The organism is Streptomyces sp. NPDC001714 (assembly GCF_042892755.1).
GTDB lineage: Bacteria > Actinomycetota > Actinomycetes > Streptomycetales > Streptomycetaceae > Streptomyces.
The window spans coordinates 206,568-226,736 of record NZ_JBIAUL010000016.1; the positions used below are offsets into that span (position 1 = coordinate 206,568).

The 20,169-nt window shown below is 71.2% G+C and carries 19 protein-coding genes and 1 tRNA gene; 11 read left to right on the forward strand and 9 right to left on the reverse strand.

The window, feature by feature from the left end; genetic code table 11:
* Positions 1-52: 52 nt before the first annotated feature.
* The gene (locus ACFY0P_RS35915; protein WP_388922913.1) at positions 53-553 is read left to right on the forward strand and encodes a GNAT family N-acetyltransferase; all 501 of its coding nucleotides are present in this window, start codon (positions 53-55) and stop codon (positions 551-553) included.
* 122 nt (positions 554-675) lie between these two features.
* Here ACFY0P_RS35915 and ACFY0P_RS35920 read toward each other — a convergent pair.
* From ACFY0P_RS35920 to galU, 7 genes are all read right to left on the reverse strand, one after another.
* Positions 676-749 (reverse strand) — tRNA-Ala (locus ACFY0P_RS35920).
* A gap of 104 nt (positions 750-853) precedes the next feature.
* Complete coding sequence (glpR, locus tag ACFY0P_RS35925) at positions 854-2,158, reverse strand: gephyrin-like molybdotransferase receptor GlpR (RefSeq protein WP_388922916.1); 1,305 nt, start codon at positions 2,156-2,158, stop codon at positions 854-856.
* A gap of 185 nt (positions 2,159-2,343) precedes the next feature.
* A complete protein-coding gene (locus ACFY0P_RS35930; RefSeq protein ID WP_388922919.1) occupies positions 2,344-3,015 on the reverse strand; it encodes a GNAT family N-acetyltransferase in 672 nt (223 codons plus the stop codon).
* 20 nt (positions 3,016-3,035) lie between these two features.
* Positions 3,036-3,572: a molybdenum cofactor biosynthesis protein B gene (locus ACFY0P_RS35935; protein ID WP_388922922.1), complete on the reverse strand. Its 537-nt coding sequence runs from the start codon at positions 3,570-3,572 to the stop codon at positions 3,036-3,038.
* Positions 3,569-4,081, reverse strand: a complete 513-nt coding sequence (gene moaC, locus ACFY0P_RS35940) for a cyclic pyranopterin monophosphate synthase MoaC (RefSeq protein ID WP_388922925.1) — start codon at positions 4,079-4,081, stop codon at positions 3,569-3,571. Before moaC ends, ACFY0P_RS35935 begins: the two co-directional genes overlap by 4 nt.
* A 170-nt stretch (positions 4,082-4,251) precedes the next feature.
* Positions 4,252-5,574 (reverse strand): gephyrin-like molybdotransferase Glp, encoded by a 1,323-nt coding sequence (glp, locus tag ACFY0P_RS35945; RefSeq protein WP_388922928.1) that lies wholly within the window; start codon positions 5,572-5,574, stop codon positions 4,252-4,254.
* Positions 5,571-6,482, reverse strand: a complete 912-nt coding sequence (galU, locus tag ACFY0P_RS35950; protein WP_388922931.1) for a UTP--glucose-1-phosphate uridylyltransferase GalU — start codon at positions 6,480-6,482, stop codon at positions 5,571-5,573. Before galU ends, glp begins: the two co-directional genes overlap by 4 nt.
* A 170-nt stretch (positions 6,483-6,652) precedes the next feature.
* Between galU and ACFY0P_RS35955 the strand changes: the two genes are divergently transcribed.
* Positions 6,653-7,198: a 5-formyltetrahydrofolate cyclo-ligase gene (locus ACFY0P_RS35955; protein ID WP_388922933.1), complete on the forward strand. Its 546-nt coding sequence runs from the start codon at positions 6,653-6,655 to the stop codon at positions 7,196-7,198.
* Positions 7,199-7,267: 69 nt separating this feature from the next.
* Here the strand turns inward: ACFY0P_RS35955 and ACFY0P_RS35960 are convergent, their stop codons facing one another.
* On the reverse strand, positions 7,268-10,030 hold the full coding sequence (locus ACFY0P_RS35960) for a penicillin acylase family protein (protein WP_388922936.1): 2,763 nt from the start codon (positions 10,028-10,030) through the stop codon (positions 7,268-7,270).
* Positions 10,031-10,243: 213 nt separating this feature from the next.
* On the opposite strand from ACFY0P_RS35960, the gene ACFY0P_RS35965 reads away from it, so the two are divergent.
* From ACFY0P_RS35965 to mscL, 6 genes are all read left to right on the forward strand, one after another.
* Positions 10,244-11,809 carry a potassium/proton antiporter gene (locus ACFY0P_RS35965; protein WP_388922939.1) on the forward strand — a complete coding sequence of 522 codons (1,566 nt, stop codon included), beginning with the start codon at positions 10,244-10,246 and terminating at the stop codon, positions 11,807-11,809.
* Positions 11,810-12,103: 294 nt separating this feature from the next.
* Positions 12,104-13,396 (forward strand): MFS transporter, encoded by a 1,293-nt coding sequence (locus ACFY0P_RS35970; protein ID WP_388922942.1) that lies wholly within the window; start codon positions 12,104-12,106, stop codon positions 13,394-13,396.
* A gap of 67 nt (positions 13,397-13,463) precedes the next feature.
* Positions 13,464-13,790: an FmdB family zinc ribbon protein gene (locus ACFY0P_RS35975; RefSeq protein WP_388922945.1), complete on the forward strand. Its 327-nt coding sequence runs from the start codon at positions 13,464-13,466 to the stop codon at positions 13,788-13,790.
* Between the two features lie 99 nt (positions 13,791-13,889).
* Positions 13,890-14,723: an S-methyl-5'-thioadenosine phosphorylase gene (locus ACFY0P_RS35980; protein ID WP_388922948.1), complete on the forward strand. Its 834-nt coding sequence runs from the start codon at positions 13,890-13,892 to the stop codon at positions 14,721-14,723.
* 169 nt (positions 14,724-14,892) lie between these two features.
* Positions 14,893-15,474: a hypothetical protein gene (locus ACFY0P_RS35985; protein WP_388922951.1), complete on the forward strand. Its 582-nt coding sequence runs from the start codon at positions 14,893-14,895 to the stop codon at positions 15,472-15,474.
* Between the two features lie 138 nt (positions 15,475-15,612).
* The gene (gene mscL, locus ACFY0P_RS35990; RefSeq protein WP_388922954.1) at positions 15,613-16,089 is read left to right on the forward strand and encodes a large conductance mechanosensitive channel protein MscL; all 477 of its coding nucleotides are present in this window, start codon (positions 15,613-15,615) and stop codon (positions 16,087-16,089) included.
* A 28-nt stretch (positions 16,090-16,117) separates the two neighbouring features.
* On the opposite strand, the gene ACFY0P_RS35995 is transcribed toward mscL, so the two are convergent.
* On the reverse strand, positions 16,118-16,294 hold the full coding sequence (locus tag ACFY0P_RS35995; RefSeq protein WP_388922957.1) for a hypothetical protein: 177 nt from the start codon (positions 16,292-16,294) through the stop codon (positions 16,118-16,120).
* A gap of 143 nt (positions 16,295-16,437) precedes the next feature.
* On the opposite strand from ACFY0P_RS35995, the gene ACFY0P_RS36000 reads away from it, so the two are divergent.
* The 3 genes from ACFY0P_RS36000 (at position 16,438) to ACFY0P_RS36010 (ending at position 20,144) form a co-directional block, all read left to right on the forward strand.
* Positions 16,438-17,673, forward strand: a complete 1,236-nt coding sequence (locus ACFY0P_RS36000; protein WP_388922960.1) for a low temperature requirement protein A — start codon at positions 16,438-16,440, stop codon at positions 17,671-17,673.
* Between the two features lie 40 nt (positions 17,674-17,713).
* A complete protein-coding gene (locus tag ACFY0P_RS36005; RefSeq protein WP_388922963.1) occupies positions 17,714-18,739 on the forward strand; it encodes a P1 family peptidase in 1,026 nt (341 codons plus the stop codon).
* A 175-nt stretch (positions 18,740-18,914) separates the two neighbouring features.
* Positions 18,915-20,144 (forward strand): Ig-like domain-containing protein, encoded by a 1,230-nt coding sequence (locus ACFY0P_RS36010; protein WP_388922966.1) that lies wholly within the window; start codon positions 18,915-18,917, stop codon positions 20,142-20,144.
* The last annotated feature ends 25 nt before the right edge of the window (positions 20,145-20,169 follow it).

The window sequence follows — 20,169 nt, forward strand, 5'->3', positions numbered from 1 at the left end:
GAGTCCCGATGTCCACCGCGTTCACCGCCTGCACGAATATACGATGCCTTACATGAATATACGCCCGGTTGCCTTCGACCACCCCGACGCCGTGAAGCTGAACGACGAGGTCCAGGCCGAGTACCAGCTGCGCTACGGCGACGGCGGCGACGCCACCGTCCTCGACACGGCCGACTTCGAACCGCCGAACGGCGTGTACCTGATCGCGTACGACGAGTCCGACCGCCCCGTGGCCACCGGCGGCTGGCGCAGCCAGGACGCGAACGGCGAAGGCAACGAGGACGGCGACGCCGAGCTCAAGCGCATGTTCGTCATCGAGGCGATGCGCGGCCGGGGCCTCGCCCGCCGCATGCTCGCGGCCCTGGAGGAGGACGCCCGCGCGGCCGGCCGCCTCCGCATGGTCCTGGAGACCGGCACCAAGCAGCCGGAGGCCATCGCCCTGTACACCTCCAGCGGCTACGAACCGTGCGTCAAGTTCGGTTACTACCGCCACTACGAGTCGAGCCGCTGCTTCGCGAAGGCCCTGCGGGCGGACGTACCGGCGGGTCTGTAGGCCCCAACCGCCGTGGCGCACCTGCCGGGTGGCGGCCGAGCCGTCACCCGGCGGTCCGGCATCCCCGAGAACGACGAAGACCCCGCACGATCCTGACGATCGTGCGGGGTCTCACCGTGCAGTGGACCTGAGGGGATTTGAACCCCTGGCCCCCTCGATGCGAACGAGGTGCGCTACCGGACTGCGCCACAGGCCCTTGCAACGAGTGAAACTCTAGCATCCCCGTCGGGGTGCTTGGAAATCCGTTCCCTGACTGGTCAGGAGCGGGGTGCCGAGGCGCCCCGCGCTCCCTCCCTCAGGTCATTCGTTGGCCGCGCGGGGGCGGTCGCCGTCCTCGTACTGGTCGAACAGGGGGGTGCGGCCGCGTTCGCGTGCCCGGCGGGCGGAGGCCGCGGAGGCGGTCCCGCCGCGCGGGCGCCGCCGAGCGTGCGGGAGGGCGTCGGTCCGGCCGTCCGCAGGCTTGTCCCCGTCGCCGGGCTCCGCCTCCTCCGCCTCGGCCTGAGGCGCCGCCGGCCTGGTCTCCTGCTCCGGCGCGACGGCACTGGACCGCGCCGAGCTCCACGCGTCCGGCGCCCCCAGGTCCACGTCGGAGGTGGCACGCGGCGCGACCGGTGCGGTCACGTACGTCGGCAGGGGCACCGGTACGGGATCCCAGCTGTCCCCGTGCCCGGGCCGCCGCTGCCGCTCGCGCTGCTGGTCGACCCACTCGGCGTGGTCGGTCTGCTCGACGAGGGCGCGGCGGTCGGCGGCGAGCGCGGACAGGCCGGGGTCGGTCCCGGTCTCTGGTCCCTCCTCCGGTTCGTCCGCACCGACGCCCGCCGGGTCGACGGGAGCACGCCGGCGTGGCTGGCGCTCCCGCAACCGCTGCGCCGCGGCCTCGGCCTGACGCCGGTCCATCTGGTAGGCGAAGCGCCGGCGCTCCTGTGCGCGCAGGTAGGCGATGTAGGCGCTGAGCATGACGGCGGGCACGCCCGGTGCCCACAGGAAGGCGAGTCCTCCGACGGCGGCGACGATCGCGCCCAGCGTGAAGGCGACGAAGAGCAGGACGGTGGTGCGCCGACGGCGGGCGAGCGCCTTCGAGCGCCGGGCGCGCTCCGCGGCCGCCTGTGCGGAGGGCGCGCGCCGAGGGGTCGGAATCTGCTTGCGGGCGGACGTGGGGCCCGACTTGGGCGCGGACGTGGCGGCGGATGCCGGGGCCGGTACGGATGCGGCGCCTGCCTGACGGGGCGGCGCGGACGCGGACCTGGCCGCCGGCGCGGACGCCTGGTCGCGCGCCGGTTCCTGACGCCCGGGTGCCTCCGGCGCCACCTCCGCCCGGACCTGACGGCGGGTCGGCGGCATGGCGAAGGCCCGGACGTCCACCGAGTCGGTGGCGGCGTCCGGTTCGCCGGCGTCCTGCTCCCCCTCCGAGGCGGAGCGCGCCCGCAGGTCCCTGGCGTACCGGCGCTCCATCCCCGCCCGTCCGGACAGCAGCCGGATGGCGGTGCTGAAGCGTTCCGTCGGACGGGCCTCGTTCAGCTCGTCCTGCCTACGGAGCCACATCGGCACCAAGTAGGCGGCCCAGGCCCCGACAATGACTGCGTAGATGAGGCCGCTGCTGCTCACGTCTCACACGGTAGAGGGGTTTGCGTGGGGCCATCTGCCAATTGCGCCGGTGTGTCGCACGATCTGGCTGATATTTCGAGCTTTTTTTGTGTCCGATGCGATCAGTAGGCCGTCGGAGCCGCGAATTCAACGCCCCGAGACGGTCAAGAACCGATCAATTTCGAACACGTATTCAATTTGTTCGGCTAGCCGGGATTCCCTGGAGTGTTCTGCGGATTGCGGGGCACCTGGGGAGTGCCCGCCGGGCCAGGTGCCTTCGCGGACGCGCCCTGGGAGCGTGCCCGCTGCCAGCGGCCGAGCAACCCCTCGGGCACCTCTTCCGCGGTGAGGGCGAAGACGAGATGGTCGCGCCAGGCGCCGTCGATGTGGAGATAACGCGGCCGCAGCCCCTCCTCACGGAATCCGAGTTTCTCCACGACCCGGCGGCTGGGCCGGTTCTCGGGGCGAATGCAGACCTCGATGCGGTGCAGACCAACGGAGCGGAAACAGTGGTCCACCACGAGCGCGACGGCCGTCGGCATCACCCCGCGGCCGGCCACCGACTGGTCCACCCAGTAGCCGACGTGTCCCGAGCACATCGACCCCCAGGTGATCCCGGCGACGGTCAACTGCCCGACCAGGCGCCCCTGGTACTCGATGACGAACGGCAGCATGCGCCCCGCGTTCGCCTCGGACCGCAGATGCCGGACCATCTGCCGGTAGGTCGGCCGGTGCGCTATCGGCCCGCTGGGCGTGGGCGGCGGGATGGTCGCCTCCCAGGGGCGCAGCCAGTCCCGGTTGCGCCGGTTGACCTCACGCCAGGCCCGCTGGTCACGCACCCTTATGGGCCGGAGGACGACGTCGCCGTCCACCAGCACGACGGGCCACGACAGGCTGTTCAGCTCGCACCCCCACTGCTCGGTCTGGGGTGGTCGCCGCCGCGGATCTGGTCGACGGCGTGCGCCAGCAGCGGTTCCAGGACGGCGAGGCCGTCCCGCACTCCGCCGGTGGACCCCGGAAGGTTGACGATCAGTGTCCGGCCCGCCACCCCGGCCAGACCCCGGGAGAGCGCGGCGGTGGGCACCTTCTCCCGTCCGAACGCCCTGACGGCCTCGGCGATGCCCGGCACCTCGTAGTCGAGCACCGCGCGGGTCGCCTCCGGCGTCCGGTCGGTGGGCGAGATGCCGGTGCCGCCGGTGGTGACGACGACGTCGTACCCCGCCTCGACCCCCGCGCGCAGCGCGGCCGCCACGGGATCCCCGTCGGGCACGACCCGCGGCCCGTCCACGCTGAACCCGAAGCCCGCCAAGCCCGCCGCGACCAACGGCCCGCCCTTGTCCTCGTAGACTCCGGCGGCGGCCCGGTTGGAGGCGGTCACGACCAGCGCGCGATACGGCGCGCGCGGCGCACCGTCGGCGGACGGCCCGGCGTTCACGCCCGGCTCCAGTCGCCCGACTTCCCGCCCGTCTTCTCCTCCACGCGTACGTCCGTGATGACCGCTCCCTTGTCGACCGCCTTGACCATGTCGATCACGGTGAGCGCCGCGACGGAGACCGCCGTGAGCGCCTCCATCTCGACACCCGTGCGGTCCGTCGTCCGCACCGTGGCCAGGATCTCCACCGCGTCGTCCGCGACCGACAGATCCAGTTTCACACCGGAGAGGGCCAAGGGGTGACACAGCGGGATCAGGTCCGGGGTGCGTTTGGCCCCCATGATCCCCGCGATGCGCGCGGCGGCGAGGGCGTCGCCCTTCGGAACGCCCTCGCCGCGCAGCAGCTCGACCACGCGGGGCGAGACGAGGACACGTCCGCTGGCGCGGGCGGTGCGCGCGGTCACGTCCTTGCCGGACACGTCGACCATGCGGGCGGCGCCCGCGTCGTCGACATGCGTCAGTCGGTCTGGCACAGAGGGTCCGGGGGTGTCTCCCCGGAAGGGCTCAGTCATGCTGTGTGGCGCTCCCGGTCCTGGCCCGTCGCGGTGCGGCGCTCGGGCCTGCTGTGCGCGACACGGTACCGCCAAGACGGCACACACCAGCGGGCAGGACCGCGCGGCGGACGGGTACGCGGGCGTGGCCGGACGTCCGGCGGACGCCCGCCGGCCGGACCGGACACCCGTCAGCCGAGCAGGACGACCTCGACGTCGGTGCCGGGCTCGACGGACTCCACGTCCTCGGGTACGACGATCAGCGCGTCGGCGTGGGCCAGGGCCGCGACCAGGTGCGAACCGGCGCCGCCCACGGGGGTCACCTCGCCGTCGGCGTACACCCCACGGAGGAACTGCCTGCGCCCCTTGGGCGAGCTCAGCGCCTTGCCGGCCCTGAGGGTCGCCGTGGTGCGGGGCCGGTGGACGTCGCCGAGGCCCATCAGGGCGCGGATGGCGGGGCGCACGAACAGCTCGAAGGAGACGTACGACGACACGGGGTTGCCCGGCAGCGCCAGCAGAGGCGTGTGGTCGGGGCCGATGGAGCCGAAGCCCTGGGGCTTGCCGGGCTGCATGGCGAGCTTGCGGAAGTCGATGCCGCTGCCCGGCTCGTCCTCGTCACCGACGTGGGCCAGGGCCTCCTTGACGACGTCGTACGCCCCCACGCTGACACCGCCGGTGGTGACCAGCAGGTCGGCGCGGACGAGTTGGTCCTCGATGGTGGCGCGCAGCGTCTCGGCGTCGTCGACGACGGCACCCACCCGGTAGGCGATGGCACCCGCGTCCCGGGCGGCGGCGGTCAGGGCGAAGCTGTTGGAGTCGTAGATCTGGCCGCTGCCGAGCGCCTCGTCGGGCTGGACGAGTTCGCTGCCGGTGGAGACGACGACCACGCGCGGGCGCGGGCGCACGCGTGCCGTGCCGCGGCCGATCGCGGCGAGCAGCGCGATCTGCGGCGGACCGAGGACGGTGCCGGCCTCCAGGGCGAGGTCGCCGGCCTTCACGTCGCTGCCCCGCGCGCGTACGTGCGCGCGTGCCTCGGCCGGCCGGTGCACGCGCACGTGTCCCTCGGCGCCCTCGGGCGCGAGGCTGCGCGCCCGCATCCCGGCGACCGGCCCCTCGCCGAGTCCGCCGTCGGTCCACTCCACGGGGACGACGGCCTCGGCGCCGGGCGGCAGCGGGGCGCCGGTCATGATGCGGACCGCCTGGCCGGGGCGCACGGGGGTCAGCTCGGCCGCGCCCGCCGCGACGTCCCCGACGACCTCGAGGACGGCCGGGAACTCCTCGCTCGCGCCCGCCACATCCGCGACCCGTACCGCGTACCCGTCCATGGAGCTGTTGTCGAACGGCGGCAGCGACAGAGGCACCGTGACGTCGTCGACCAGGACGCAGCCCTGGGCGTCGAGGAGTTGCAGCTCGATGGGGTCCAGGGGGCGGACGGTGGTGAGGATGTCCTCCAGGTGCTCGTCCACCGACCACAGGTGGTCCGGGCCGGCGGGGCGGGTCGCGGTGCTGCTCAACTCTGTTGCATCTCCTCGGCTACGTAACTGCGAAGCCAGGTCCGGAAGTCCGGGCCCAGGTCTTCACGTTCGCACGCGAGCCGGACAATGGCACGCAGATAGTCGCCGCGGTCGCCGGTGTCATAGCGGCGGCCCTTGAAGACGACACCGTGCACGGGGCCGCCCACCTTCTCGTCCTGGGCGAGCTGCTGGAGGGCGTCGGTGAGCTGGATCTCGCCGCCGCGGCCCGGCTCGGTGCGCCGCAGTATGTCGAAGACGTGCGGGTCGAGGACGTAGCGGCCGATCACCGCGTAGCTGGACGGGGCGTCCGCCGGGTCCGGCTTCTCGACCAGGCCGGTCACCCTGACGACGTCGCTGTCGGCGGTGGTCTCGACGGCCGCGGAACCGTAGAGGTGGATCTGCTCGGGGTCGACCTCCATGAGCGCGATCACGCTGCCGCCGTGCTGCTCCTGGATCTCGATCATGCGCTGCAGCAGGGGGTCGCGCGGGTCGATCAGGTCGTCGCCGAGCAGGACGGCGAAGGGCTCGTGGCCCACGTGCGGGGCGGCGCACAGCACCGCGTGGCCGAGGCCCCTCGGGTCGCCCTGACGGACGTAGTGCATCGTCGCCAGGTCGCTGGACTCCTGCACCTTCGCGAGCCGGCCGGCGTCGCCCTTCTTCTGGAGCGCCGATTCCAGCTCGTAGTTGCGGTCGAAGTGGTCCTCCAGGGGACGCTTGTTGCGTCCGGTGATCATGAGGACGTCGTCGAGCCCCGCCGACACGGCCTCCTCGACCACGTACTGGATCGCCGGCTTGTCGACGACCGGCAGCATCTCCTTGGGAGTGGCCTTGGTGGCCGGCAGGAACCGGGTGCCGAGGCCTGCTGCGGGGATGACAGCCTTGCTGATCCTGGGGTGCGACTGAGTCATGTCCGCAACCTTATCCGGTGCCTTTGCGGAGAATCTGAGGCTCCGGTTAATTGGCACTCATATGAACGGATTAGAGAAGGGTGCGGGAACGACCTGTGGAGCACGGTGGACCTGAGGCCGAGGGTGACAAGCGAACGTTGCGCCGAGAATTCGTCGGGGTGAGGAACAGGTTGACGACGGATGTCGTCAGGGAGGCGGCCGACGCGCTGGCCGGGCACGCGCTGGAACTGCCCGAGCTGGCGCGTGCGCGCACCGTGGCGGCGTACGTCTCGGTCGGGAACGAGCCCGGCACGCTCACGCTGCTGGACGCCCTGCTCACGCGGGGGGTGCGCGTCCTGCTCCCCGCGCTCCTGCCGGACCACGACCTGGACTGGGGCGCGTACGCCGGGGAGGGCTCCCTGGTCCGCGTCCAACACGGCGGCAAGATGGCGCTGTTCGAACCCTCCGGTGAACGCCTCGGGCCGGACGCCGTGCTCGGCGCGGACGCCGTGCTGCTGCCGGGGCTCGCGGTGGACGAGCGCGGGATGCGCCTGGGGCGCGGCGGAGGGTCGTACGACCGGGTGCTGGCGCGCCTGGAGCACGCCGGCGCGCACCCGGCGCTCGTGATGCTGCTGTACGACACGGAGGTCGTCGAGCGGGTGCCCGCCCAGGCGCACGACCGGCCGGTGCAGGCGGTGGTGACACCGTCGGGCGTACGCCGGTTCGCGAATCCCTGAGCCGGTCTCATGGGAACAGCCCTCCACGCGTGCGTGGAGGGCCGTCTCACCGGCGGGTGCCCGTCGGTGTCAGGGCTTGAGGACGAGGGTGTCGCTGGTGCTCTTGTCGACCGCCTCGTCCGAGAACGACCACGAGAGCAGTTCGCCGTCGGCCCACTTGCCCGTCTGGTCGGTGTAGTGGGCGCTGAAGGCGTGGCCGGAGGCTCCGGTGAGGTTGATCCACTTGGATTTGTCGAGGTCGTCGAGGTTGACGACCATCCGCATGGAGGGCACCCAGACGACCCCGTAGCCGCCGGCGGCGTTCCAGCCGGTCGCGTCGACGGTGGCCTCGCCGCCGCCGAGCTTCCAGGGGCCGCGGTTGAGGATGTACTGGACGATGGCCGGGCCGTCGGTGCCCAGGGTCTGGTTCTTCAGGAACAGGCGGTGCAGCCGGCCCCAGCTCCAGGTGTCGATGTCCTTGCCGAGCTTGGCGGTCAGCTCCCAGCGGGCGTCGATCATGGCGCGCTTGAAGAGCTCGTCCATGTTGTCGGCCTTGGGGCGGTCACCCGCGCCGGCCGGCGTCTTCCACCAGTCGCTGTTCGGCTTGTCCATGAGGTTGCGGACCACCTCGAACCAGCGGTCGCCGCCGTCCGGCTGGGCCTGGTCGGCGTCGCGCTCGCCGCACTCGCGCACCTTGGCGTCGTCGTCGACCGGACCGGTGCTGTCGACCTTGTCGACCCACAGGCACTGGCCCTTGACCCGCAGCTCCTTGGGCAGCTTGTTGCCGAAGGCGAGCTTGAGGATGTTGCGCCAGACCGCGTTGAAGTAGGCCGCGGCGGCGGAGTCGGCGTCCTGGGTGTAGTCCCAGCCCTCGAGGAGTTTCTGCGCCTCGCGGACGTCCTTGTCGTCGAGGTTGATCTTCAGCAGCTTGGGCACCAGCAGCTTGGCGATCTCACTGCTGTTGTCCGTCTGCATCTGGCGCATGTCGTCGGTGGAGATCTTGCCGCCGTCCTTGATCTTCGACTCGATCAGGTCGGTGATGCGCTGGCTGCGGGTGCCGTAGCCCCAGTCCGTGGTGAGCGTGTAGGGGTACTTGTCCTTGTCGATCACGGCCTGGTTGGCGGTGACGATGTAGCCGCGCTTCGGGTTGTACTCGTAGGGCAGTTCGTCCTGCTTGATGAAGCCGGTCCACTTGTACTTGGAGTCCCAGCCCGGTGCCGGGATGGAGCCGTCGTCAGCCGAGGAGCGCGTGGGGATCTTGCCGGGCAGCGTGTAGCCGATGTTGTTCTTGGTGTCGGCGTAGATCAGGTTCTGCGAGGGCACGTCGAACTGGGCGGCCGCGTCCCGGAAGGAGTTCCAGTCGGACGCCTTGTCGAGGGCGAAGACGGCGTCCATGGTGGAGCCCGGGTCCAGGGCGGTCCATCTCAGGGCGATGCCGTAGCCGTCGCCGCGGTCGGGTGCGGCGGTGTCGACGCCGGCCTTCTTGCCGACCTGGACGAGTTCGTCGTCGCGGTCGGACAGCAGTGGCATGCCGTCGGCGGTCTGGCGTACGACGATCTTCTTGGAGGCGCCGCCGGCGACCTTGATGGTCTCCGTACGGGTCGTGAAGGGCTTGGTCCTGCCGTCGTACAGGTAGCCGTCGCCGGAGAGCTTCTCCAGGTAGAGGTCGGTGACGTCGACCCCGGAGTTGGTCATGCCCCAGGCGATGTCGGCGTTGTGGCCGATGATCACGCCGGGCATGCCGGCGAAGGTGTAGCCGGTGACGTCGTACTGGCACTTGCTGGAGATCGTGGTGCAGTGCAGGCCCATCTGGTACCAGACGGACGGCAGTGACGCGGACAGGTGCGGGTCGTTGGCGAGCAGCGGCTTGCCGGTGATGGTGTACTGGCCTCCGACGACCCAGGAGTTGGAGCCGATGCCCTGGCCGTTCACGCCGACGGCGGTGGGGACGTCGTCCAGGACGTTGTAGAGGCTCTCCAGCTGGCTCGTGAGCGCCGAACCGGTCGACGACGAGGTCGAGGAGCCACTCGTGCCCGTCGAGGTCCCGGAGCCGCTCGTGGAGTCGCTCTGCTCGAACGTCTTGGTGACCTCGTCGTACTGGCCCTGCTGGACGATCGGCTGGTTGCGGCTGTACGGGTAGTCCGGGTACAGGTCCTTGATCTGCTGCTGGCCGAGGCGGCTGGTCATCAGGGCGCGGTCGATCTCGTCGTCCATGTTGCCGCGCAGGTCCCAGGCCATAGCCTTCAGCCAGGAGACCGAGTCGACCGGGGTCCACTGCTCGGGCTTGTAGTCGTTGACGAACCCGAGGGCCGCGTACTCCAGGGAGATGTCCTTGCCGCTCTTGCCCTGGAGGTAGGCGTTGACTCCCTTGGAGTAGGCCTGGAGGTACTTCTTCGTGGAGTCCGACAGCTTGGTGTCGTACTCCTCCTTCGCGACCCGGTCCCAGCCCATGGTGCGCAGGAACTCGTCGTTCTTCACCTGGCCCTTGCCGAACATCTCCGACAGGCGCCCGGACGTCATGTGACGGCGCACGTCCATCTCGTAGAACCGGTCCTGCGCCTGGACGTAGCCCTGCGCCATGAACAGGTCCTCGTCGGTCGAGGCGTAGATCTGCGGGATGCCGTAGCCGTCCCGCTTCACGGTCACAGGCCCGGAGAGGCCTTCGAGCGTGATCGAACCCTTGGTCTGCGGGAAGGACGCACGGACCGTGCTGACCGACCAGTACGCCCCGTAGAAGACGCCACCGATGACGGCAAGGACGAGCACGAGCACGATCAGTCGGGCTCTGCGCCCCTTCTTCCTGCCGGACTTGCCAGGCTTGTCACCCGTTGTGGCGGTGGTGTTGGGGGGCATCGCTGTCCTTGCTGTCCTAACGCGAGCGGCAGGCGGTCCTGGAGTGCTGGAGCAACCATAGGCGCAGGGCCCTACGCCACTTGACGCGGAGTAGGGATCCGGCGGGCACGGGCGTTCGATCTTGCCTGGGGAAGCGTCAAGAAAGCGTCAAGAGTTAGGTAAGGTAACGAAGTACTTGGGTGCGGAGTGCCGCACTCTCGGTCCTGTGTACGTGTGCTTCCGCGTCGCCCGCGCGCGAGCCAAGGAAGGGAACCGCCACTGACTGTCCACCACCTCAACCAGCTTCTGCTCGTCTGCTCCCTGGTCCTGCTCGTCGCCGTCGCGGCCGTCCGGATCTCCTCGCGCAGCGGGCTCCCCAGCCTGCTCGTGTACCTGGGGATCGGCGTCCTCATGGGCCAGGACGGCATCGGCGGCATCCACTTCACCAACGCCGAACTGACCCAGGTCATCGGATACGCGGCCCTGGTCGTGATCCTGGCCGAGGGCGGACTCGGCACGAAGTGGAAGGAGGTCGAACCCGTCCTGGTGTCCGCCTCCATGCTGGCCCTGGTCGGGGTCGGGGTGAGCGTCGGCGTCACCGCCGCGGGCGCGCACTACCTGGTCGGACTGGAGTGGCGGCAGGCGCTCATCATCGGTGCGGTGGTGTCCTCCACGGACGCGGCGGCGGTCTTCTCCGTGCTCCGGCGCATTCCGCTGCCCGCACGCGTGACGGGCACCCTGGAGGCGGAGTCCGGCTTCAACGACGCCCCGGTGGTCATCCTGGTCGTCGCCCTCTCCACCGCGGGCCCGGTCGAGCACTGGTACGTCCTGGTGGGCGAGATAGCCATGGAGCTGGCCATCGGCGCGGGCATAGGCCTCGCGGTCGGCTGGCTCGGTTCCTGGGGCCTCAGGCACGTCGCCCTGCCCGCCTCCGGCCTCTACCCGATCGCCGTGATGGCCATCGCGGTCACCGCGTACGCGGCCGGCGCACTGGCGCACGGCAGCGGCTTCCTGGCCGTCTACCTGGCCTCCATGGTGCTCGGCAACGCCAAGCTGCCGCACTGGCCGGCCACCCGCGGATTCGCCGAGGGGCTCGGCTGGATCGCCCAGATCGGCATGTTCGTGCTGCTCGGCCTGCTGGTCACCCCGCACGAGCTCGGCGACGACATCGTGCCCGCCCTCGTCATCGGGCTGGTGCTCACCATGGTGGCGCGGCCGGTGAGCGTGGTCGTCAGCCTCGCGCCGTTCCGGGTGCCCTGGGCGGAGCAGACCCTGATGTCCTGGGCCGGGCTGCGCGGCGCGGTGCCCATCATCCTGGCGACGATCCCCATGGTGAACGGCGTCGACACCAGCCACCGGATCTTCAACATCGTCTTCGTCCTGGTCGTCGTCTACACCCTCGTCCAGGGGCCGACCCTGCCCTGGCTGGCCGGGAAGCTGCGGCTCGGCGAGGGCCCGGAGGCCGCCGACCTCGGCATCGAGTCCGCGCCCCTGGAGCGGCTGCGCGGGCATCTGCTGTCCGTCTCGATCCCCGAGGGCTCGCTGATGCACGGCGTGGAGATCAACGAGCTGCGGCTGCCCGCCGGGGCCGCCGTCACCCTGGTAGTCCGCGAAGGAAAATCGTTTGTTCCGCTACCCGCGACGGTGCTGCGGCGCGGGGACGAACTCCTCGTGGTGGCCACCGACCCGGTGCGGGACGCCGCGGAACGGCGGCTGCGCGCGGTCGGCCACGGGGGCAAGCTGGCGGGCTGGCTGGGCACGAACGGGACGGCGGGCGCGGGGTCGGGCACGGGGCGGTGAGCGCCGAGGCGCACAGCGTGCGTTAAGGGCGTGTTTCAGACAGTTCACACCCCCGCCAATCCCAGGTGAACGGGGTTCACGGTGCTCGTTTTCACAGGTGTACCGGGCCTTCACCCCTGTACGATGAAAGCACCCTGATCGAACCAACTCTGCCTGACGCAGAGCTGGCGCGACCGTATGGCGGCCGGATCACTCCTCGCAGTGGGCGCCGGTATCTACCGCAGTTCCGCGCAAGAGGACAGCTCTCGGCGCCCCCGCACGGGCGCGCTACCAGGCGGCAGAAAGGCACGGGCCGTGGCATCCACGGTCACCACCGAGCCGTCGGAGAACCCGGCGGCGCCGTCCCGCCCGGGATACGGACAGCTGCTGCGCACCCGCGGCGCCTGGACGTTCCTGCTCCCCGGTTTCGCGGCGCGCCAGCCGTTCGCCATGCTCACCATCTCCATCGTGCTGCTCGTGCAGCACACCACCGGCTCGTACGGCGCAGCGGGCGCCGCCGCGGCCGTCACCGGCGTCTCCATGGCGCTGTTCGCGCCCTACAGCGGCCGCCTGGCCGACCGCTACGGGCAGCGTGCGGTGCTGGTCCCCGGCGTGCTCGTGCACACGCTGTCGGGTCTCGCCCTGACCGCGCTCGCGCTGGCGCACGCGCCCCTGTGGGCCCTGTTCGCGGCGGCCGTGCCGACCGGCGCCTCGGTGCCGCAGATCGGACCCATGGTGCGCGCCCGCTGGGGCGTGCAGCTCCAGGACTCCCCTCTGATGTCCACCGCGGCCGCCTTCGAGTCCGTCACCGACGAGCTCACCTTCGTGTTCGGCCCGCTGCTCGCGACCGCCCTGTGCACCACCGTGGCCCCGGCCGCCGGCCTGGTCACGGAAGCCGCGCTGACCCTGGCCGGCGGTCTGCTGTTCGCCGCGCGGAAGAGCACCCAGCCGCAGGTGACCGGCACCGGCCACGCGCGCGTGCGGCACGCCTCCGCGCTCCGCGTCCCCGGCGTACGCGTGCTGGTCGCCGCCTTCCTGGGCATCGGCTCCGTCTTCGGCGGCATGCAGGTCTCCCTCGCCGCCTTCACCGAGTCGATCGGCGAGCCCGGCCTGAACGGCGTCCTGTACGGCACCTTCGCCGCGGGGAACATGCTCTCCGGCATCGTCTGCGGCGCGCTCGCCTGGAAGACCGCCCCGCACCGGCGCCTGGTCGTCGGCTACGCGGCGCTCGCGCTGACCGCCTCGGCGCTGTGGACGTCCCACTCGGTGCTGGTCCTGGCAGGTCTCGGCCTGCTGGTCGGCATGTGCATCGCGCCCGCCCTGATCACCGGCTACACGCTGGTCGAGGGCCTGGTCCCGGCCGGCGCCCGCACGGAGGCGTTCACCTGGCTGACCGGCGCGGTGGCCCTCGGCCAGGCGGCCGCGGTCACGGTCGCCGGACAGCTGGAGGACCGCCTGTGGGGCGGCGCCGGGTTCCTGGTGCCGATGGCGGGCACCCTGCTCGCCCTGGCGACCCTCCTGGCACTGCGTTCACGGCTCGTCACCCGGCCCCGGAACCGTACCGTCGCACGTGGCGTCGGTCACCGCGTACCGCTGACGGTGGACTGATCCTCAGGAATACGTCACTATGGACCGTCGTTAGCACTCACTGAGTGAGAGTGCCAGGAGGAAGACAGTGCCGACCTACCAGTACCAGTGCACCGAGTGCGGCGAGGGCCTCGAGGCGGTGCAGAAGTTCACCGACGACGCCCTGACCGAGTGCCCCAACTGCGGTGGCCGCCTGAAGAAGGTGTTCTCCGCGGTCGGCATTGTCTTCAAGGGCTCGGGCTTCTACCGCAACGACAGCCGCGGCTCCTCGTCGAGCAGCAGCCCCGCGTCGAAGTCGTCCGGCTCCACCTCGTCGAGCACGTCGTCCGAGTCGAAGGCGTCCGACTCCAAGTCGTCGTCCTCGTCCTCGACGACATCGTCCTCGTCGGGCTCGGCCAGCAGCTCGGCCGCCTGAGACCTCATCCCTCGGACCCCGCGTCGAACGACAGCGGGGCCCGAGGCGTTCCCGGACACCGGCTCCTGCCCGCTCGGGCGGCCAGCTAGTGTGCTGCGCATGGTGAACGCAGAGATCGGCGTAATCGGCGGTTCCGGCTTCTACTCGTTCCTCGACGACGTGACCGAGATCCAGGTCGACACGCCCTACGGGCCGCCCAGCGACTCCCTCTTCCTCGGCGAGATCGCCGGCCGCCGGGTCGCCTTCCTGCCCCGCCACGGACGCGGCCACCACCTGCCGCCGCACCGCATCAACTACCGGGCCAACCTCTGGGCGCTGCGCTCCGTCGGCGTGCGCCAGGTGCTCGGCCCGTGCGCGGTGGGCGGGCTGCGCCCCGAGTACGGCCCGGGCACGCTGCTCGTACCGGACCAGCTGGTGGACCGCACGAAGTCCCGGGCACAGTCGTACTTCGACGGGCTGCCGCTGCCCGACGGCGCCGTGCCGAACGTGGTGCACGTCTCACTGGCCGACCCCTACTGCCCCACCGGGCGGGCGGCCGCCCTGAAGGCGGCGCGCGGCCGGGACTGGGAGCCGGTGGACGGGGGCACGCTGGTGGTGGTCGAGGGTCCGCGCTTCTCGACCCGCGCCGAATCGCTGTGGCACCGGGCGCAGGGCTGGTCGGTGGTGGGCATGACCGGTCACCCCGAGGCGGCACTCGCCCGTGAACTGGAGCTCTGCTACGCCTCGTTGACGCTGGTCACCGACCTGGACGCGGGTGCCGAGACCGGCGAGGGCGTCTCGCACGACGAGGTGCTGCAGGTGTTCGCGGCCAACGTGGACCGGCTGCGGGGCGTGCTGTTCGACGCCGTGGCGGCCCTGCCGGAGAACACGGCGCGGGACTGCCTGTGCACGACCGCGCTCGGCGGCATGGACCCAGGGTTCGAGCTGCCGTAGGGCGTGCCCTGACGCGGGGGCTCTCCACAAGGCAGATACGGGCGGAACTCCTCGTTCGGGTGGCCGAGTTGTCCACAACCGGTCGGTAGCCCACCGGCTCCGGCGGGTTTCGGCGCGAGACCTCATCGTGGTCTCGCAAGCCGATTCCTCGTCGCCGGTGGTGATCCCCGTGTCCGTCGTTCCCCCGTCCCCCTACTCCTCCGCCCTTCCGCCCCTTCGCGTCCCGCGCCCGCTGGGCACGGACGCCCCCGCCACCTGCGAGGTCCCGTACTTCGAACCGGTGCGGGTACGCGGCGGGCGGTACCTGCTGGACCGGCTGCTGCGGCACCGCAGGCGGGCCCTCGCGGCCGGCCTCGCCGTCACGGCGGCGGCGCTCGTCGCGGCGGGCCCCCGTACCGCCCTCGACCCCCTGCGCGCCGAGCGGACCCGGGGACACCCGGTCGCCACCCAGCCGGTACGAGGGCACGCCCCGCCCGTGGACATGGTGACGGCACCGGTGCGGATCGCCGACGCGGCCACCGTCCGGCTGCTGCGCCCCGGCGACCGGGTGGACGTCATCGCCGCCGGGGATCCCTCGGCGGGCGGCCAGGTCCGGGTGATCGCGCGCGGGGTGCGCGTGACGAGGCTGCCGGAGCCGGTCGACGCGGCCGCGGAGAGCGGGGCACTGGTCGTGCTCTCGGTCCCGCGGGACACCGCGGCACGGCTGGTCGGCGCGAGCGCCACCGCGCGGCTGGCGGTGACCCTGTGTTGAACAGCCTGCGGCGATTTTCGGGACGCTCTGTGTCAAGTCGCTCATCCGAGCGGCGGGATTGGGCCCAATGGCCGCACGGTGGCGTAGGTTGCGGAGCGTTTTGTTCCACACCCTGTGCATGCGAGGAGAGTCCCCGAGGTGAGCGCGAAGAAGGAACCGAGTATCTGGCATGGCTTCAAGGCCTTCCTGATGCGCGGAAACGTCGTCGATCTGGCGGTCGCGGTGGTCATCGGCGCCGCATTCACGAACATCGTCAACTCGGTGGTGAAGGGGCTCATCAACCCGCTGGTCGGAGCGATCGGCACGAAGAACCTCGACAGCTACAGCTCGTGCCTGAAGGACCCGTGCGTGCTCAACGCCGACGGCACGGTGAAGAGCGGCATCCCGATCATGTGGGGCTCGGTGCTGGGCGCCACGCTCTCCTTCGTGATCACCGCGGCGGTCGTGTACTTCCTGATGGTCCTGCCGATGGCGAAGTACCTGGCCCGGGTGGAGGCCCGCCGGAAGGCGCGGGAGGGCACGCACGAGGTGGTCGAGGTGACCGAGCTGGAGGTGCTGAAGGAGATCCGCGACGCCCTGGTCGCGCAGCGCGGGAACGGTCACATCCAGCGCTAGCGGCGCTCCGGGCGGTCGCGCGGGCGGCTCAGAGGTGGTGGGGCGGCTTCTCGTCGAGGAAGCGCTTGAGGTCGGCCGCGGAGTCGCCCGCCGGGCGGTCGCCCCAGCCGCGGTCCGTGTCGTCCGAGGACTGGCGGTCCAGGGGGTCGTCGAAGATCAGCGCGGCTTTCGGGTCGCGCGGCGCGGGCTCGGGGGCGGATGTCATGCCTCCAGACTACGGCGCGCACGGCTCGGGTCCGCCGGGGCCGCCCGGCGGCCCCGGCGGCGGTCCTGCCGCCCGCCGCGTCACCGGCGGCCCGTCTGCGGCTCCGTTCGCAAGCCGGTGCCCTTTTCTGCTCTGCTGGACGCATGACGTCGAGTTCTCCTCCGGCTCCCGCCCCTCAGCACACACCCCAGCCCCTGCGGCCGCTGCGCCGCCTCACCGCACGCGGACGCGAGGAGTCCCACCGGGTCTCCTCACCACTCGAGCTCTTCTTCGACCTGTGCTTCGTGGTGGCCATCGCCCAGGCGGGCGCGGGACTGGTGCACGCGGTCGCCACGGGCCACGCGGGCGAGGGCGTCCTGAACTACGCGATGCTGTTCTTCGCCATCTGGTGGGCCTGGATGAACTTCACCTGGTTCGCTTCGGCCTACGACAACGACGACGCCCTCTACCGGGTCGTCACCCTGGTCCAGATCGCGGGTGTGCTGGTGCTGGCGGCCGGTGTCTCGCGGGCCTTCGCGGACCACGACTTCGCACTGGTCCTGATCGGTTACGTGATCATGCGGCTGGCGCTGGCCTCGCAGTGGCTGCGCGCCGCGCGGGAGGCAGAGGGGACGGAGCGGACCATGGCGCTCCGGTACGCGGGCGGGGTGCTGCTGTGCCAGGTCGGCTGGGTCGGTCTCGTGGTGCTGCCGCCGCACGCGCGCCCCTGGGTGTTCCTGGTGATGGCGATCGCCGAGCTGTGCGTGCCCGTGTACGCCGAGAAGGAGCACAGCACCTCCTGGCACCCGCACCACATCGCCGAGCGCTTCGGGCTGTTCACGATCATCGTGCTCGGCGAGACGATCTCGGCGGCGACGGTCGCCGTGAAGTCGGCCGTGGCCGAACACGACGCGCTCGCGGAGCTGCTGCCGATCGCGGCGGGCGGCCTGCTGATCGTCTTCTCGGCGTGGTGGATCTACTTCGTGGTGCCGATCCACGGCCATCTGCGCTCCAACAGACAGTCCTTCCTGTGGGGTTACGGCCACTACCTGATCTTCGCGTCGGCGGCCTCGATCGGCGCCGGCATCGAGGTGGCCGTCGAGGAGGCGGTCGGCAAGGCGCACATCTCCACGACGTCCGCGTCGACGGCCGTGACCGTGCCGACGGCGCTGTACCTGCTGACCGTGTGGGCGCTGCACTCGCGGCACTTCAAGGTGGGTCTCGCCCAGCAGCTGGTGCTGCCGGTGACGGCGCTGCTGGTGGTCTGCTGCACGTTCCTCGGCGACTGGGCGGTGCCGGCGGCGGGCGTCGTGTCCGCGCTGGCGGTGGCGACCGGCACGACCCTGACGGCGCGCGCGGCCGCCGAGCGCCCGATGAACGCCACCGCGGACGCCTCCTGACCGGCCCGGAAGGGCGTGGGGCTGGGCCAGACTTGCCGTCATGACAGTTGACGCATTGACGGACGTGGCCGGACTGCGGGTGGGACATGCGACCCGCGCCGGTGACGGCTGGCTCACCGGCACCACGGTGGTCCTCGCTCCCGAGGGCGGCGCGGTCGCCGCCGTCGACGTACGCGGCGGCGGTCCGGGCACCAAGGAGACAGACGCGCTCGATCCGCGCAACGTGGTGCAGCGCGCCGAGGCGATCGTGCTCACGGGCGGCAGCGCATACGGGCTCGACGCGGCGTCCGGGGTGATGGCCTGGCTGGAGGAGCGGGGGCGCGGGGTGCGGGTGGGGCCGGATCCGGCGCACGTCGTGCCGGTGGTGCCCGCCGCCTGCGTCTTCGATCTGGGGCGCGGCGGGAGCTTCGGGGCGCGGCCGGACGCGGCGCTGGGGCGTGCGGCGGCGGAGGCGGCCGGGACGAGCATGCCGGGGGCCCCGGTGCGGGAGGGGTGTGTGGGGGCCGGTACGGGCGCCGTGGCCGGGGGGCTGAAGGGCGGGATCGGCAGCGCGAGCGTCGTGCTGGACTCCGGGATCACGGTGGGCGCGCTGGTGGTCGCCAACCCGGCCGGAGCGGTGGTGCAGCCGGAGACCGGTGCGTTGTACGGGGAGTTGTTCCAGGGGCGGGTGGAGTATCCCGAGGCCGGTGTGCACGAGGCCGCGCGCAGCCGGCTCGCGGAGGCCGCCGCCAAGAACGCGCCCCCGCTGCTCAACACCACGCTCGCGGTGGTCGCGACCGATGCCGGACTCTCCAAGGCGCAGGCGCAGAAGCTGGCCGGGACGGCGCACGACGGGATCGCGCGCGCCGTCCGGCCGGTGCACCTGCTCAATGACGGGGACACGGTGTTCGCGCTGGCGACGGGGGGGCGGCCGCTGGACGAGCACCCGCTCGCGCTCAACGAGATCCTCGCGGCCGGCGCGGACCTGGTGACCCGCGCGATCGTGCGGGCGGTAAAGGCCGCCGAGTCGGTGGACGGGCCGGGCGGGGTGTGGCCGTCGTACGGGGAGTTGTACGGGGCGCGCTGACCACGGCCGGGGCGCGCCCGGAACCTTGCGCGTACCTGTCGATTGTCCTGGTTCTGTCACGTGATGGCGTTCGCGGGCGCCGGAGGGAACCCCGAGGGGGGCCGCCGGCCTCTTTCTCCACGCACTGGAGCGGATCACGCACATCACAAGAACTCACAAGAACCTGGAGCAGCCCGTGACATCGCCGGACATTGCAGCGCGGCGCGCACTGGGGGCCTGTGCCGCCCTGATGGTCGGCGCCCTCACCCTCACCGCCTGCGGCGGCAACGCCAATGCCGACGACAAGAGCGACGGCGGCAAGGGCGGGCAGGACACCGCCGCGAAGACGTCGGCCGCGAAGATCGTGATCTCGGCGAAGGACGGTTCGACCGGCGCGTCCATCAACACGACCGGCGTGCAGGTCAGCGGCGGGAAGCTGACCGACGTCAAGATGACCGTGGCGGGGTCGGGGCAGACCGTGGACGGCACCCTCTCGGCGGACGGCAGCGGCTGGAAGCCGAAGGAGCAGCTGGAGCGCGGCACGAAGTACGAGATATCGGCGACCGCCAAGGACTCCAAGGGGCTCACGGCGGCGGCCAACTCCATCTTCACCACGGTCAACTCGGCGAACAGCTACATCGGCACGTACACGCCGGACAACGGGACGACGGTCGGCGTGGGGATGCCGGTGTCGTTCACCTTCGACAAGGTCATCACCGACAAGAAGGCCGTGCAGTCGCACATCACGGTCACGTCCAGCAGCGGCCAGCAGGTGGTGGGGCACTGGTTCGGGGCGCAGCGGCTGGACTTCCGGCCGCAGGACTACTGGAAGGCCGGCTCCAAGGTCACGATGAAGATCGACCTGGACGGGGTCGAGGGCGCGAACGGCGTCTACGGGGTGCAGAAGAAGACGGTGAGCTTCACCGTCGGCCGTTCGCAGGTCTCCACGGTGGACGCGAACACGCAGACCATGACCGTGATGCGGGACGGCAAGCTCCTCAAGTCGGTGCCGGTGTCCACGGGCAGCCCGGAGCACACGACGTACAACGGGCAGATGGTGATCTCCGAGAAGTTCACCCAGACCCGGATGAACAGCCAGACGGTCGGCCTGGGCGGGGAGTACGACATCCCGGACGTGCCGCACGCGATGCGGCTGACGACGTCGGGGACGTTCATCCACGGCAACTACTGGTACAACAAGTCCAACCCGCCGTTCGGGCAGCAGGGCACCAGCCACGGCTGCGTGGGGCTCGCGGACGTCCAGGGCGCGCAGGGCGACACGACGGCCAAGTGGTTCTACGACAACTCGCTCATCGGGGACGTCGTGATCGTGAAGAACTCCCCCGACAAGACCGTGCAGCCGGACAACGGGCTCAACGGGTGGAACCTGTCGTGGAGCGAGTGGACCGCGGGAAGTGCCGTCTGACCGGCACCTTTTGACTGATCGTCGG